Raw genomic sequence first — 13,880 nt, 5'->3', positions numbered from 1 at the left:
GACATCGCCAGCGCCGGAGCCCCGGGCATCAGAGGGCCCTCCTCCCATACGTACGGGGCCCGGGCCCGGTTCAAAGCCGACCGGATTTTCCGCGCGCGCGTCGCCTCTGCCGCAAGGCCACCCGGAACGCCGCACGGCGACGGTGCACCTCCGCGTCGAGGGCCGCACCCCGTCCGCCGTGGCCGCACACCTCGCGACGCGCGGCGTGAACGTCTGGAGCGGCCGGCCGATGCCGGGGGGAGGTGTGTCCCCGTAGTCCCGGATTCAGGAGCTCCAGGGACACAGCACAGGAACAGAGGGACACCGGACAGCAACGGGCCCGGCCGAACCGGCCCGGGCCCGCACCCGACGCCGTCCCGCCCCGCACACCAATGGGTGCGATAAGCAATGAATCGCACATACGTAACATGTAGCCTTAAACAATGAAAGCGCGGCTGGATCTGCTGGCCACCGTGGATCAAGGCGTCACGGAGAGCGAGATCTTCCGGCTGGCCCTCCAGCACTCGGTGGCCGAGCTGGACGGCTTGGGCGGGACCGTGCATCTGCGCGGGCCGATGTCCGCGCTGCGGCTCGTCTCCTCGACCGGGCTGCCGCCGCGTCTGGTGCGGCCCTGGGAGATGGTCGACCAGGAAGGGCCGACCGCTCCTGCCCGCGCCGTACGCCAGGGCGGCGGAACCAGGAACGGGAACGGAGCCGGGAACGGGAGCGCCGCCGGGGTGTGGGTGCCGGCAGGGGCGGCCGGGAGCGGGGACGGGTGGCCCGGGGCCGGGCTCGCGGCCGTGCCGGTGCGCGGTGGGCACCGTCCCGTCGGCGCGCTCACCATCGTCATGGGCGACCGGGGCCGGCCGACCGAGGCCCAGTGGGAGTTCCTGCGGGCCGTCGTCCACTGGGCCGAGGAGCGGATGGGCCAGGCGCCGCCGCCCGCGCGGGCCCGGCCGCCCGGCGAGGAGATGAGCGGGCAGCGGTTGCGGCAGGCGCTCAAGGCCGTCCCGATCGGCACCTGGGACTGGAACATCCACACCGGCGAGCTGGCCTGGGACGACGCGGCCATGGTCATCTACGGCACCGATCCGGACGACTTCGTCCCCAGCATCGAGAGCTGGCTGAAGGTCGTCCACCCCGACGACCTGGCCTGGACCCTCGCCGCCGCCGAGCGGGCGATCCGCAACGGGACCGTCTTCGAGGCCGAGTACCGGGTACGGCGCCCCGACGGCGGTTACGCCTGGACGCAGGCGCGCGGCAGGACCGTACTGAACGACCGGGGCGAGCCGGTCCGTATGGTCGGCCGGGCCTGGGACAGCAACGAGTCGCCCTCCGCCCGCGACGCCCTCAGCCGCGCCCTGCGCCACATGAGCGACGGTTTTCTCGCCGTGGACGACACCTGGCGGGTCACCTTCGTCAACCTGGCGGCGGAGCAGGCGCTCGGCTCCTCCGAGGAGGAGTTGTTCGGGCACCCCCTGTGGGAGCTGCCCTCCGTCCGGAACGTGCCCGGCCTGGAAACCCGGTGCAGGGAGGCCGCCGCCGCGGGCCGGCCCGCGGGTTTCGACGTACGGTCGCCCGGCGCCGACCGCAGCTACCACCTCAGGCTCGTCCCCGTGCCCGACGGTGTCACCCTCTACTTCTCCGACGTCACCGAACGCCGCCGCCGCCAGGCCGAGCAGGACGCCATGGAGCGGGCCGCCGCGGAGCGCGCCGCCCGGATCGCCGAACTGACGACCGCGCTCGCCGGGGCGACGACCTCCCGGGACGTGGTGGAGGCCGTCGCGCGGCGCGTGCTGCCGCCGTTCGGCGCGGGCGGGCTGATCGTGCTGGCCGTCGAGGTCGGCGGCGACCGGCTGTCGTGCATCGGATCCGTCGGCTATCCGCCGGACTTCGTCGATGTGATCGTCCGGTCCACGCCGGCACGGGGCGGCCCGATCTGGGAGTCGCTCCTGACCCGGACGCCGCTGTTCATCTCGTCCGCCGACGAGTTCATGGCGCGCTACCCGGACATGCGGCACCGTCCGTCCGAGGCCGCCAAGGAAGCGTGGGTGTTCCTGCCGCTGATCGCCTCCGGACACACCTTCGGCGTCTGCGTGATCGCCTTCGACCGGCCGCACCGCCTCCCCGACGAGGACCGTACGCTGCTCACCGCGATCAGCGCCCTCGTCGCGCACGCCCTGGAACGGGCCCGGCTGTACGACGCCGAGCACACCCGGTCGCAGGAACTCCAGCGCGCCCTGCTCCCCCGCACCCTGCCCGAGCTGCCCGCGTGCACGGCCGCCGCACGCTATCTGCCGGCCGGGCAGGGCATGGACGTGGGCGGCGACTGGTACGACATCATCCCGCTCTCCGCCGGGCAGGTCGCGCTGGTCATCGGCGACGTGATGGGCCACGGGCTGCCGGAGGCGGCCACCATGGGCCGCGTCCGTACGGCCGTCCACACCCTGGCCGCCCTGGAGATGCCGCCCGACGAGATCATGAGCCACCTCAACGAGATCGTCGGCGACCTCGGCGAGGACTCGTTCGTCACCTGCCTGTACGCGCTGTACGACTCGACCACCCGGATCTGTTCCTTCGCCCGCGCCGGGCACCCGCCGCCCGCCGTGGTCCACCCCGACGGCACCGTCCACTTCCCCGAACTTGCCCTCGCCCCGCCGCTCGGCGCGGCGGAGCCGCCGTTCGAGACGGCCGAGCTGACGATCCCCGAGGAAGGGCTGCTCGTCCTCTACACGGACGGCCTGATCGAGTCGTCGGGCCGCGAGATCGACGAGGGCATGGCCACCCTCGCCCGGCTGCTCCGTACCGCCGACACCTCGCCCACCGCGGACCTGGACCAGCTCTGCGACACCCTGACGGCCGGACTCCTCCCCGCCGACCAGCCCACCTCCGACGACGCGGCGCTCCTGGTCGCCCGCGTCCACGCGCTCGCCACCGACCACATGGCCTCCTGGCCGCTCCCCTCGCACCCGCAGGCCGCCGGGGAGGCACGGAAACACGTACGGGAACAGCTCACCGCCTGGGGCCTCGACGAGCTGGCGACGACCACGGAACTGCTGGTCAGCGAGCTGGTGGGCAATGTCGTACGGCACGCCAAGGGGCCCGTACGGCTCCGGCTGCTGCGCAGCGCCGAGCTGGTCTGCGAGGTCGGGGACGGCAGCCTGACCACCCCCCGGATCCGCCGCGCCTCGGCGACGGACGAGGGCGGGCGCGGACTCCAGCTCATCACGGCGCTCTCGCAGCGGTGGGGTACGCGGTACACGGCCACGGGCAAGTGCATCTGGACGGAGCAGGCGCTCCCCGGCGCGGACGGGGACCACCCGGGCCTGGGCGGTCTGGGGGGCCTGGGCGACCTCGGTGACCTCGGTGATCTTGGAGGTTTCGGTGACCTCGAAGACCTCGCGGGACCCGGAAACCTGGGAGATCCGGGTGACCTCGGGGACCGCGGAGGGCTCAACGCGCCGCCGCCCCGCGTGTGAGTGGGCCGGCTACCGGTCACGCTCGGCAGCGTTCGGCAGCGTTTGAATCCCGCCATATCCGAGTGATCGCGGGGCGCGCCCGCCCCTTCGGTGCCACCATCGTCGTCCGAGGCCAGGCGCGGGGTGGAGCCGGAAGTCGCGGCCGACCGCGAACCGGTGCGACGCAACGTATCGGCCACACCGCCTCCTTGGCGTTTACGGGGCCGGAACCGGCACCGACAGCCTTTACTCAAAGGTCACTTGGTCCACTACTCTTCCACTTGTCACACCACCAGCACCACAGTGTCTACACTCAACACACCCCGCCCATGGCCCCGTTCGGCCATCCGCGTCCCCCGAGACGCCCCCCTGTTTCTCTTGTGCCGACCGATCACTGATCCCCGATCGTGATCACGGATCCGCGTACGCCCGTCCCCGCGGGCGACGCTGGAGGCAAGCTGCGCATGTCAGAGATGAACGGTGCCGACCCCACGCGGCCCATCGACCAGGCGCCTCCCGGCACCCCGCCGAGCGCCGCTCCGGTGGATCCGGGCGGCATTCCCGTACCGGCGCGACCGCCCCACGGCGCGCAACCGCACCCCACCGCCCGACCGCCCCACACCGGGCAACCGCCCTCTCCGGGCAAGGAGCTCGCGGTCATGGGAGCGGCCGGGTCGCCCGCCGGACCCGATCCCTCGGACCTCGAACTCTTCGCCGAAGGCGCGGGACGCCTCTCCGGCACCAACCCCGGCCGCCTCAACGGCCTCCCGGGCCGTCTCCCTCCGGAGGGGCTGCCCAACGGGCTGGGATGGCCCGGGAGTTCCGTCGGGCCCTCGGCGCTGCTGCCCGTGCCGCCGCCGGGGCCGCCGCCGCCCGGTCGCGGGGCGGGCGCGCTGCCGGGCGGGCGCATGCCGTACGAGCGGCCGGAGCCGCGCTCGCGCTCCCTGTGGTTCACGGTGCTGGCCGGGGTGGCCGCGCTCGCCTGTGGCGCCACGCTCGTCGTCGTCGCCGGTCAGCCGGACCGGCGGGCCGAGCAGGCCGCCGCGCCGGTCACCGGCGCGAGCGTCCCCGGGCTGCGCGGCTTCCCCGAGCGGCCCGAGGGCAACCCGGGCGACGGCGGCGACTCCGCGGGGTCCCTGTCCGAGGGCGAGTCCGCCGCCTCGGACGGGGGCCTTGAGGAGACCGCGAACGGCCGACCCCCTCGCGCGGCGAGCAGCGAGGCGCCGGAGGCGTCCCCGGACGGCCCCGGCGAGGACGGGAAGGACGGCGGCGCACCGGAGTCCGGTACGGGGTCCGCGGACAAGCCCGGGACCGGGCAGGACGGCGCCCCCGACGGGAACGGGAAGGGCGACGGCGGCGCGGGCGGAGGGAACGGCGGAGGCGGTGCGGTCGGCAAGCCGACCACCGCGCCCACCCGCAGGGCCGCCATGCAGGCCGTCAACTACCCCGACCGCTACTGGCACATACGCGACAACGGCGGCGGCTATCTCGACGCCGTCAGCCGCGGCGCCGCGACCTTCACCGTGACGGCGGGCCTCGCCGACTCCGACTGCTACTCCTTCACCCTGGGCAAGGGCCGCTATCTGCGCCACGCCCAGTTCCGGCTGCGCGCCGACGCCAACGACGGCGGCGCCACCTTCCGCAAGGACGCCACCTTCTGCCAACGCGCCCTCGGCAACGGCACGATCATGCTGGAGTCCGTCAACTACCCCGGCCGCTTCGTACGGCACCGTAACTTCCAGCTCCTCCTGGACCCGTACCAGAACAGCGGCCTCTACCGGGCCGACAGCGCCTTCCGTATGGTCGCCGGCTGACCGTTCCCGGCCCGCCGCCTTCACCGGCGGGCCGATGGCATAGGGTCGTGCGCCGTCGGGACTTCGAACACCCGAACTGGGGGAAGCGGTGGGGAACGCGCGTTGGATCGTCCCGGTGCTGGCCGGGATGGTGATGACTCCCATCGCGGTCGGGCTCGGCTTTCTGCTGATCTCGTCGGTCAACGACGGCGAGGAGATGGACCTCGGCTCGCCCGCGCCCGCGTCGACCGAGCTGAAGCCCGGCGACGGCGGTGTGCCTCCCGAGTACGGGCAGCTCATCCTGGACACGGCGGCCGACTGCGACCAGAAGCTGTCCGCCACCGTCCTGGCGGCCCAGCTCAAGCAGGGCAGCAACTTCCAGCCGCGCGCGCAGTCGATCGAGTCCGGGGACCGTCCCCCGGCCCAGGGCATCGCCCAGTTCCGGCCCGCCGACTGGGAGGCCGAGGGGTACGACGCCAACGAGGACGGCACGGCGGACGTCTGGGACCCGGCCGACGCCATACCGTCGCAGGGCCGGGCGATGTGCAAGCTCCTCGCGAAGGCGAAGGAGCACCCGGACTACCGCGGCAAACCGATCGAGGTGGCCCTGGCCGCGTACCACGCGGGGTGGGACACCGTGGAGACGTACGGCGGCGTACCGCGCGCCAGTTGGGCGGACGGGGCGACGTACGAGTACGTCAAGGGCGTCGTGAAGTCCTCCGCCTACATGGTCGTACCGGCCGGCGGTTCACTGCCCGGGAGCTGGACCCTTCCCGTCACGGGCCCGGCGGGCGCCCCGTACCACCAGCAGGGCTCCTCCTGGTCCACCGGCCTGCACACGGGCATCGACTTCATCGTCCCGACGGGCACCGAGGTCAAGGCGATCGGCCCTGGCGTGATCGACACGGCGGGGCCGGGCGGCGACTACGGCAACCAGATCGTCATCCGCCACGACGACGGCACGTACAGCCAGTACGCCCATCTCTCCGAGATACGGGTCAGCGCCGGCCAGCGCGTGCAGGGTTCCGCGGTCATCGGCCTCTCCGGCGCCACGGGCAACGTCACAGGACCGCACCTCCACTTCGAGATCCGTACGGGCCCGGCCTTCGGCTCGGACGTCTCGCCGCTCCCGTACCTCCGTGGCAAGGGTCTGATCAGCTAGCGGCCGGTGGCTGCCGGTCGGCAGTCGCGGGCCGGCCGTCGCTGGCCCGTCAGGCCGCCGCCCGGACGCCCTCGGACATCCCTCACACGGTGACGACGGTGATGTGCTCCAACTGCCGGAACGGCGCCAGCTGTTCGTCGGTCGCGCCGGTGTCGGTGACGAGGGTCCAGGCCCGGTCCAGGGGCGCCCAGGCCGTGAAGGGACGGTGGCCGAACTTGCCGCTGTCCGCCAGGACGTACAGTTCCGCGCCGCGCGCCGCCATCAGTTCCTTCAGCGACGTCTGCTGAAGGCTCGCCTCGCAGATGCCGAGCTCGGCGTCCAGGCCGTCCGCGCCGAGGAAGACCTTGTCGGCGGTGAGCCGCGACAGGGTGAGTTCGGCGAGGGGGCCGACGAAGCCGTGGCTGACATGGCGGAGGGTTCCCCCGAGGGTGATGACCTCGACGCCGTCCGCCTCCGCCAGTTCGACCAGCGTGGTCAACCCGTTGGTGATGACGGTGAGTTCGCTCCGCCCGCGCAGATGGTGGGCGAGCCGGCCGGTCGTCGTGCCCGCGTCGAGGATGACCGTATCGCCGTGCGCGATCCGCGCGGCGGCCCAGCGCGCGATCCGGTCCTTCTCCGCGACCGCGAGCCCCGAGCGCTGGTCGAGCGAGGCCTCCGGCGCATGACCGGGGGTGATGGCCCCGCCGTAGGTACGGGCCAGCTTGCCCTGTTCCGTGAGCTGGGCCAGGTCGCGGCGGATCGTGGACGGCGTGACCGCGAGCGTGCGGGCCAACTCCTCCACCGCCGCTGTGCCGTCGGCGGCGACCATCCGCAGGATCAGTTCGCGGCGGTCCGCCGCGCGCAGCCGGTCGGGGCCGGCGGCCGGGCCGGAAGGACCGAGGCCGGCGTCGCCGTGCGGGCTCTGCGGGGCGTTCTGCGGATCCATCGTCGTCATCCTCTGGTCACCCGGGTCACCGGACAGGTTATCCCCGCCGCACAGACGTCACCGTACAGACCGTCGCGCGTAACGCGCAGTCATGTCAGCGCCCTGCACGCAACACGCAGATCGAGTGGGTGCCGGGTCGCGCCCAAACGGCGGGCGCCGAGGCGGGCTTCGTCCTGCTGTGGCCGGCCGACCGGAACCGGGCCGACACGCGGCCGAGTTGACGACCGGCGGACGACCGGCAAAGGAACCATGGAAGCACTCCGCGGAACTCTTGCGACCAGGGGAATGAGTACGCGACGAGTACGGAAGAACCACACGCGGGCCGGCCCCGGAAGGCGCCTCAGGGCCTCTCATGTCTCCTGAGCCTCCCGGGTCCCTGAGGTCCCTCGGGCCCCTCGGCGACGCCCTCGTGACGACGCCCAGTTTCGGCCAGACTTCCCGCGCCCCCTGGGAGGCCTTCGAGTCCGATGGGCACCGCCGTCGCCGCCGATGTGGTCGGCGTGCCGCGCGACGGGCCCCCTGTGAACGCGGCGGTCCGCCGGCGGGCATATGGCGCCCTGAGAGCGCGTCCAAAATCGATGCGACGCTTCTGAGCTGGGAAAACAGACACTCTTTGGCCGGTCGGCTGTCGAACGCCCTGACAAGGTGTCATAATGGGTTGCGTAGCCCTTCGTGCATCCCCCGTCGCGAAGGGCTACACCTCTGCCCAAAGCTCTACGGCCCCGGAACGCCCCAGGCGACCGGGGCCGTCGCGCGCGGGGAACGCTTCACGGGCAAGAGACTCCCCTCGCGGCCCCCTGCCCGTGTTTTTTCGAGTTAACAGCGCCGTGGATTGATTGCGCAAGCCCGTACCTGACCGTGGATCAAGACGTTCCACTTCTCGCCGTCGTCGGTACGTCACCAGGTCAGGGTCGGTTACAGTACGGACCCGTTGACCCGAGCCGTAGGCGGGCGTGGACGTGGGGGAGGCTGGCTGAATGGACGGCGGCGAAGAGCAGGCCCCGGAACAGCACCCCGCCGACCCCGTGATCCCCGAGCAGCGCACGGCGGGGCGAGGCGTCCAACAGGCGCCTGAACTACGGACGTTGCAGCAGAAGGTCGCGTACATGGTGGAGAAGACCTTCCCGGGTCGCCGGATCTCCGGCCGGGTCTTCTCCGACCTGGTCAAGGAGCGCGGCGGCGCCCTCTCCCACAGCTACTTCTCCAACATCCTGGCCGGGAAGGTCACCCACCCGTCGGAGGACATCCTCCGGGCGCTCGGGCTCGGCTTCGGCGTCGACTGGCGCTTCTTCAAGGAGGAGTCCGAGGTCGTGGACGAGGTCGTCGCGGGCCTCCAGTTCCTGGTGAGGCGCCGTACGGGAGAGATCAGCGGGCTGTCCGCGCAGGACCTGGACGGCGGCGGACTCCCGCCCGAGTTGCTGCGGTTCGCGCTCTCGCTCCTGGAGGACACGGGGGCGGCGCCCCGGCGGCGGGACGGCCTGCCGGACGAGGCCGGCGGACAGCCGGAGCGGTAGCGGGCGCGGCCGAGGCCCGTACTCCGGAGCGGGCCGGGCCGCGGGCGACGCATACTGGATCGAGGCGGCCCCGGCCGCCGGTCCGGCCGCGGCGGTGGAGCCGCGGTACGCCGCCGACCGGAGCGACCAGGACGACGAGGTCGCGTGGCCGACGCGTACCGGACACCCTCACCGACGACCGGACCGCGGCGCGTGCCCGCGTCCATGGAGCAGCCGGCATGACCCCCGACACCACCCCTGACCCGTCGCACGCGACTCCCGCGGGCTCCGTAGGCTCCGCGGGCTCCGCCACGAGGTGGGCCCGCACGGTCACGAACGTACTTCAGCCCCGCAACCTCATCCTGGCCGCCGCGCCCGGCATCGGCCTGGCGACGGCGGGCGACTGGACCGGTGTCCCGTGGGGGCTGCTGGCGGCGCTGTGCGCTGGGCTCATACCCGCCGGCTACATCAAATGGCGCGTCAAGCGCGGCGCCTGGGGCGACCGCCACGTCGCCGACCGCACCCAGCGCGCGCCGATCTTCCTCGTCATCCTGGGCTCGATCGGCACCGGGGCGGCCGTGATGCTCCTGGGCGGCGCGCCGACGGGCATCCTGGCGACGATGCTCGCCCTCTGGGTCATGACGGTGGGGCTCCTGGCCGTCAACACCGTGTGGAAGATCTCGGTGGACGCGGCGGTGGCCTCCGGTGTCGTGGCGCTGCTCTCGGCGGCGCACTCCCCGTGGTGGCTGTCGGCGTACACGCTGGTGGCGGCGGTCTGCTGGTCCCGCGTGGTCCTCTCGTACCACACGGTCGCGCAGACGGTGGCGGGTACGGCGCTGGGCGCTTCGACGGCGGCGGCGTTCCTCTTCGTCTGAGGTCTGAGGGTGGAAAGTGGAGGTCTGAGGGTGGAGCGGACTCCACCCTCGTTGGGCAGTGAGCGGGAGTGACCCCAGGGGCCGCCCTTTGGTGTGCTGATCACACCGAAAGCCGGCCCTTTTCCCCGAGGAACACCGTGACCCTTCACGAGCGCCCATCCCTCACCGTCCACCCGACCGCCACCCCGGACACCGGGATCCGGGGCGCGGTCAGGCGCCGCCCCATGCTCTGGTTCTTCGCCGGGGCGATGCTGCTGAGCTGGGTCGCGTGGACGCCGTACATCCTCTCGGAGACGGGACTCGGCGTCCTGGACATCCGCTTCCCCGCACTCCTCGGCACCTCGCAGCTCCTGGGCGTCCTGCCCGGCGCCTACCTGGGCCCCATCACGGCGGCGCTCCTCGTCACCGCGGCCACGGGCGGCCGGGCCGGGCTGAGGGCGTGGGTGGCGCGGCTGACGAAGTGGCGGGTGAGCTGGCGCTGGTACGCGGGGATCCTGCTCGGCGTGCCCGCGGCCCTCGTCCTCGCCACGCTCCCCCTGTCCGGCGGCGACATCCGGTTCCCCTCGGCAACGGTGCTGGTGGCCTACCTGCCGGTGCTCGTCCTCCAGATCGTCACGACGGGCCTCGCGGAAGAGCCGGGCTGGCGCGACTTCGCCCTCCCCCGCCTCCAGGACCGGTACGGCCCGCTGGTGGGCACGCTGATCCTCGGCCCGTTGTGGGGCGTGTGGCACCTGCCGCTGTTCTTCAGCGAATGGGGCGGCTACCCGGAGATCAGCTGGCTCATGATGGCCGAATTCGTCGCCGGGGCCACGACCATCAGCCTGGTGATGACGTGGGTGTTCAACCGGACCGGCGAGAGCCTGCCCATGGCCCTGCTGCTGCACGTCGGCATCAACACCTTCGCCTCGGTGGCCGGGGCCGACATGTTCCCGACGGTCGACTTCCAGCACGAGGCCCACCGCATCCCGCTGATCGCCTCGGGCGTGGCGGCCGTCATCATCCTCATCGCCACCCGAGGCCGCCTGGGCCACCACCGCCCGGCCGCGCCCCCGGCCACGACCCCGACCCTGGACCCGGCCGTGGACCCGGCCGTGGACCCGGGGCAGCCGCTGCCGAAGATCCCCGCCTGAACGGCGACCACGCACGGGCCGAAGCCGCCGCCCGCGAACCCGAGCAGGGCCTCCCCAGGGGGCCCTGCTGCCTCGCCACCCCCGGGCGCCTGTACCGTACGGCCCGCCAGGCGCACGAACCCGTACACGGGCCCTGCCAACCCCGACAACCGGCAGCCGCCCAGCACCTCAAGAGCCTCAGACGTCGCCGAACCCGCCAGCCTGAACGGCAGCCATGAAGGAGGCGAAGACGCCGACCGGGAGAACGAGCGGATGCGCCTCGGGGGCCTTGCTGTCCCGTACGGGGACGATGCCGCCTGCCGGGTCGGGGGCGAAACTCCGGGAGAACTCGACGCGCTGTCCGCCGCTGCCGTCGCTGTAGGAGGACTTGATCCACTCGGCGGCCGAGAACTTCGAGCCGGCGCTCATGCGCGGTCCCCGAACTCGCCCCGCCGAACGGCCGACACGAACGACCCGAACGCGGTCAGCGGAAAGACGAGCGCCGGACCGTCGGGGGCCTTGGAGTCCCGTACGGGAACGACCCCCGACACACCGTCCGCCACCTCGACGCAGTTGCCTTCACCCTGGCTACGGCGAGGCTTGCGCCATCGCGCGTGAGCAAGATCCATGCGCTTGCCTCCTTCGTCGTTCACAACTCGTCCATCACGTTTCTGATCAACGACAGCGTCTGCTGAATGCTCAGGCAGTGGGCCCGTAGGTAGTCGAACGCCACCTCGTACTGCTGGATGTCGGCGGGGTACGGATCCCCAGGGCCCTCGGCATAGACCACGTCAGGGTCTTCCTGATGCTCGAACCGCAGGATAACGAACGGCCCCAGCCTCGTCCCAGGATGGGCGCCGGAGGTAAATGGAATCACTTGGAGAATGACGTTGGGCAGCTCAGCCACCTCCAACAGTCGCTCCAACTGCTCGCGCATCAGGTCTGCGCCTCCGACCACCCGTCGCAGTGCTGACTCGTCGAGCACCGCACGCACCTCAAGGGGGCTGGCGCCGGTCAACACCTGTTGACGCTGCATCCGTACGTCAGCGCGCTGCTCCTGCACCTCCTCCGACTCCGCCAGAGTCAGGGACGTACCCACGTTGATTTTCTCGGCGTACCGGCGAGTTTGGAACAGTCCGGGGATGACATTCTCGTAGGTCAGGATGGACCCGGCCTCTGCTTCCAACCCGACGTAGGTCGAGTGCGGAATGTCGCTGCGGCGACGTATGTCGCTGCTCATCGAGGCGTACGGGACGGACGGCGTCCTCGTCGTACAGAAGACCGCCCCCGGCGCTCCGCTCACGTGGCCGCCCTGCGAGTGCGGCAACGCGATCTGCCCCGGCTACCGGGCCGACGACGACGGCGAGCGGGACGCCGAGCCCGGCAGTGGGCCGGGTGCGCGGTGACAGACGTGCGGGTGTGGTCGCGGGCCGTGTGGGAGAGCGTCGCCCTGTGGCGGGGGCAGTTCAGTGGGCCCGTGCGGGTCTTCAGCCGACGGCGTAGGGGGCTGTGGCGTGAAGCGCGGGCGTTGTACGCGGATCCGGTGTACGGGGCCTCCGAGCGGGAACTCCTGCGGCGCCGTATCGCCCTGTGGCGCCACCGCGAGGCGATGCGTGCGGAACTCGACGCGGTGAGGGACGAGTTGGTCCGGGCCGAGCTGCGGGCACTGGACGAACCCGCGCTCTTCCGGCAGATCTTCAGCGCCCAGCCGCCACCCCGTTAGCGGGACGCCATCGGCGGAGCCCCAGGCGGTGAGGGCGCGGGGGCGGCGGGTGCAGTCGGTTCCGTCTCAGCCGCTGTGGACGATCTGGATGAGGTTGCCGCAGGTGTCGTCCAGGACCGCGACGGTCACCGGGCCCATGTCCAGGGGTTCCTGGGTGAAGCGCACGCCGAGTCCGCGCAGGCGGTCGAACTCGGCCCGTACGTCGTCCACGGCGAAGGACGCGGCCGGGATGCCGTCGTTGACCAGCGCCGTGCGGTACGGGGCCACCGCCGGGTGGCCGGAGGGCTCCAGCAGCAGTTCGGTGCCTTCGGGGTTCTCCGGTGAGACCACGGTCAGCCACCGGGCCTCGCCCAACGGGACGTCGTGCTTTTTCACGAAGCCCAGCACATCGGTGTAGAAGCGCAGGGCCTTGGCCTGGTCGTCGACGAAGACGCTGGTGAGGTGGATCTTCATGGGGTGCTCTCTCCGGTGGGGTCGGGCCGGGTCATCGGGGCGGTGCGGGGACATTGTCGCGGGCCCGGACCGGTGCGGGCGGCGGGTTCCCGCAGGACACGCGGGCCGGGAGGTGAGTACGGCTACTCACGCGCGTACGGGCTCTCCGGGAGACCATCGGCCTGGTGCCCGACCCCGCTGCCGATCCGGAGGACCCGTACGTGCTCAGCAGCATCGCCCACCGCCTCGTGCCCGCCTTCGGCCCCCTCACCGTCACCACCGACGCCGTGGACGGGCGTGGGCCGGGGCCCGGGAGCATCGTCGCGGCCAATCACACCAGCCTCTTCGACCCCGCCCTGGTGCTGGCGGCCCTGCGGCGGCTCGGGGTTGAGCCCGTGGTGCTGGCCGCCGCCGGGCTGTGGCGGATACCGGGGCTCGGGGCGGCGCTCGTGCGGGAGGGGTACGTGCCGGTGCACCGGGGCAGCTCGCGCGCCGGTGACGCGTTGGACGGGGCGCGGGAGGCGCTTCGGGACGGGCGGTGTGTGCTGATCTACGGGGAGGGCGGGCTGCCGAAGCGGGCCGATTCCGGAGAGGCGGCGCCCGAGCGGTTCCGGCTCGGGATCGCCCGGCTCGCGCGCGAGAGCGGGGCGGCGGTCGTGCCGCTCGGGCAGGCCGGGGCGCGGCGGGTCAGTTCCGGGGGTACGGGGAAGCAGCTCGCCGGGCTGCTGACCGCGCCGGTACGGCGGCCCGCGCTCCATGTGCACGTCGGGGCGCCGGTGGCGCTGACCGGCGACCCGATCGCCGCCGCCGAGCAGGCCCGCCGGGCGGTGACCGACGCGTGGCGCACGGCGGTGGAGGGGGTACGCGGGTGAGCGGGTGAGCGGGAACGTACGTCGTTCTGTGGACCGGTGTGATCGGCCCGGCCGTCCTC

General features: G+C 72.5%; 14 protein-coding genes. 9 read left to right on the top strand and 5 right to left on the bottom strand.

Features of this window, described 5'->3' with window-relative positions:
* The first annotated feature begins 422 nt into the window (after nucleotides 1–422).
* From ACFXPL_RS29900 to ACFXPL_RS29890, 3 genes are all read left to right on the top strand, one after another.
* Nucleotides 423–3,458, top strand: a complete 3,036-nt coding sequence (locus ACFXPL_RS29900) for a SpoIIE family protein phosphatase (RefSeq protein WP_384925436.1) — start codon at nucleotides 423–425, stop codon at nucleotides 3,456–3,458.
* A gap of 638 nt (nucleotides 3,459–4,096) precedes the next feature.
* Complete coding sequence (locus ACFXPL_RS29895; protein ID WP_384925434.1) at nucleotides 4,097–5,251, top strand: AbfB domain-containing protein; 1,155 nt, start codon at nucleotides 4,097–4,099, stop codon at nucleotides 5,249–5,251.
* A gap of 88 nt (nucleotides 5,252–5,339) precedes the next feature.
* Entirely contained in the window at nucleotides 5,340–6,392 is a 1,053-nt protein-coding gene (locus ACFXPL_RS29890) for a peptidoglycan DD-metalloendopeptidase family protein (RefSeq protein WP_384925432.1), read from the top strand.
* Nucleotides 6,393–6,474: 82 nt separating this feature from the next.
* On the opposite strand, the gene ACFXPL_RS29885 is transcribed toward ACFXPL_RS29890, so the two are convergent.
* Entirely contained in the window at nucleotides 6,475–7,317 is an 843-nt protein-coding gene (locus ACFXPL_RS29885) for a DeoR/GlpR family DNA-binding transcription regulator (protein WP_384925430.1), read from the bottom strand.
* A gap of 977 nt (nucleotides 7,318–8,294) precedes the next feature.
* Between ACFXPL_RS29885 and ACFXPL_RS29880 the strand changes: the two genes are divergently transcribed.
* The 3 genes from ACFXPL_RS29880 to ACFXPL_RS29870 all read left to right on the top strand — a co-directional run bounded on the left by ACFXPL_RS29880 (nucleotide 8,295) and on the right by ACFXPL_RS29870 (nucleotide 10,815).
* Nucleotides 8,295–8,831 carry a hypothetical protein gene (locus ACFXPL_RS29880; protein ID WP_384925428.1) on the top strand — a complete coding sequence of 179 codons (537 nt, stop codon included), beginning with the start codon at nucleotides 8,295–8,297 and terminating at the stop codon, nucleotides 8,829–8,831.
* Nucleotides 8,832–9,049: 218 nt separating this feature from the next.
* Nucleotides 9,050–9,685: a hypothetical protein gene (locus ACFXPL_RS29875; RefSeq protein ID WP_384925426.1), complete on the top strand. Its 636-nt coding sequence runs from the start codon at nucleotides 9,050–9,052 to the stop codon at nucleotides 9,683–9,685.
* A gap of 137 nt (nucleotides 9,686–9,822) precedes the next feature.
* On the top strand, nucleotides 9,823–10,815 hold the full coding sequence (locus ACFXPL_RS29870) for a CPBP family intramembrane glutamic endopeptidase (protein ID WP_384925425.1): 993 nt from the start codon (nucleotides 9,823–9,825) through the stop codon (nucleotides 10,813–10,815).
* A gap of 177 nt (nucleotides 10,816–10,992) precedes the next feature.
* Here ACFXPL_RS29870 and ACFXPL_RS29865 read toward each other — a convergent pair whose 3' ends face one another.
* Genes ACFXPL_RS29865 through ACFXPL_RS29855 form a run of 3 tightly spaced genes read right to left on the bottom strand, consistent with a single transcriptional unit; the run spans nucleotide 10,993 to nucleotide 12,034 of the window.
* A complete protein-coding gene (locus ACFXPL_RS29865; RefSeq protein WP_384925423.1) occupies nucleotides 10,993–11,223 on the bottom strand; it encodes a DUF397 domain-containing protein in 231 nt (76 codons plus the stop codon).
* The gene (locus ACFXPL_RS29860) at nucleotides 11,220–11,423 is read right to left on the bottom strand and encodes a DUF397 domain-containing protein (RefSeq protein WP_384925421.1); all 204 of its coding nucleotides are present in this window, start codon (nucleotides 11,421–11,423) and stop codon (nucleotides 11,220–11,222) included. The genes ACFXPL_RS29865 and ACFXPL_RS29860 overlap by 4 nt, the downstream gene beginning before the upstream one ends.
* Nucleotides 11,424–11,443: 20 nt before the next feature.
* Nucleotides 11,444–12,034 carry a DUF5753 domain-containing protein gene (locus ACFXPL_RS29855; protein WP_384925419.1) on the bottom strand — a complete coding sequence of 197 codons (591 nt, stop codon included), beginning with the start codon at nucleotides 12,032–12,034 and terminating at the stop codon, nucleotides 11,444–11,446.
* Between ACFXPL_RS29855 and ACFXPL_RS29850 the strand changes: the two genes are divergently transcribed.
* Nucleotides 12,021–12,200, top strand: a complete 180-nt coding sequence (locus ACFXPL_RS29850; protein WP_384925417.1) for a hypothetical protein — start codon at nucleotides 12,021–12,023, stop codon at nucleotides 12,198–12,200. The two genes, ACFXPL_RS29855 and ACFXPL_RS29850, sit on opposite strands and share 14 nt — an antisense overlap.
* Nucleotides 12,197–12,517 (top strand): hypothetical protein, encoded by a 321-nt coding sequence (locus ACFXPL_RS29845; RefSeq protein WP_384925415.1) that lies wholly within the window; start codon nucleotides 12,197–12,199, stop codon nucleotides 12,515–12,517. The genes ACFXPL_RS29850 and ACFXPL_RS29845 overlap by 4 nt, the downstream gene beginning before the upstream one ends.
* Nucleotides 12,518–12,583: 66 nt before the next feature.
* On the opposite strand, the gene ACFXPL_RS29840 is transcribed toward ACFXPL_RS29845, so the two are convergent.
* Nucleotides 12,584–12,970, bottom strand: a complete 387-nt coding sequence (locus tag ACFXPL_RS29840) for a VOC family protein (RefSeq protein WP_384925413.1) — start codon at nucleotides 12,968–12,970, stop codon at nucleotides 12,584–12,586.
* A 200-nt stretch (nucleotides 12,971–13,170) separates the two neighbouring features.
* Here ACFXPL_RS29840 and ACFXPL_RS29835 point away from each other — a divergent pair, with 200 nt between their 5' ends.
* Nucleotides 13,171–13,821, top strand: coding sequence for a lysophospholipid acyltransferase family protein (locus tag ACFXPL_RS29835; protein WP_384925470.1), 651 nt, complete (start codon nucleotides 13,171–13,173; stop codon nucleotides 13,819–13,821).
* The last annotated feature ends 59 nt before the right edge of the window (nucleotides 13,822–13,880 follow it).

Source organism: Streptomyces sp. NPDC059092 (assembly GCF_042756365.1).
Lineage (GTDB): Bacteria > Actinomycetota > Actinomycetes > Streptomycetales > Streptomycetaceae > Streptomyces.
Note: the sequence above shows the minus strand (reverse complement) of the source record. Positions and strands in the feature narration are given on the sequence as shown.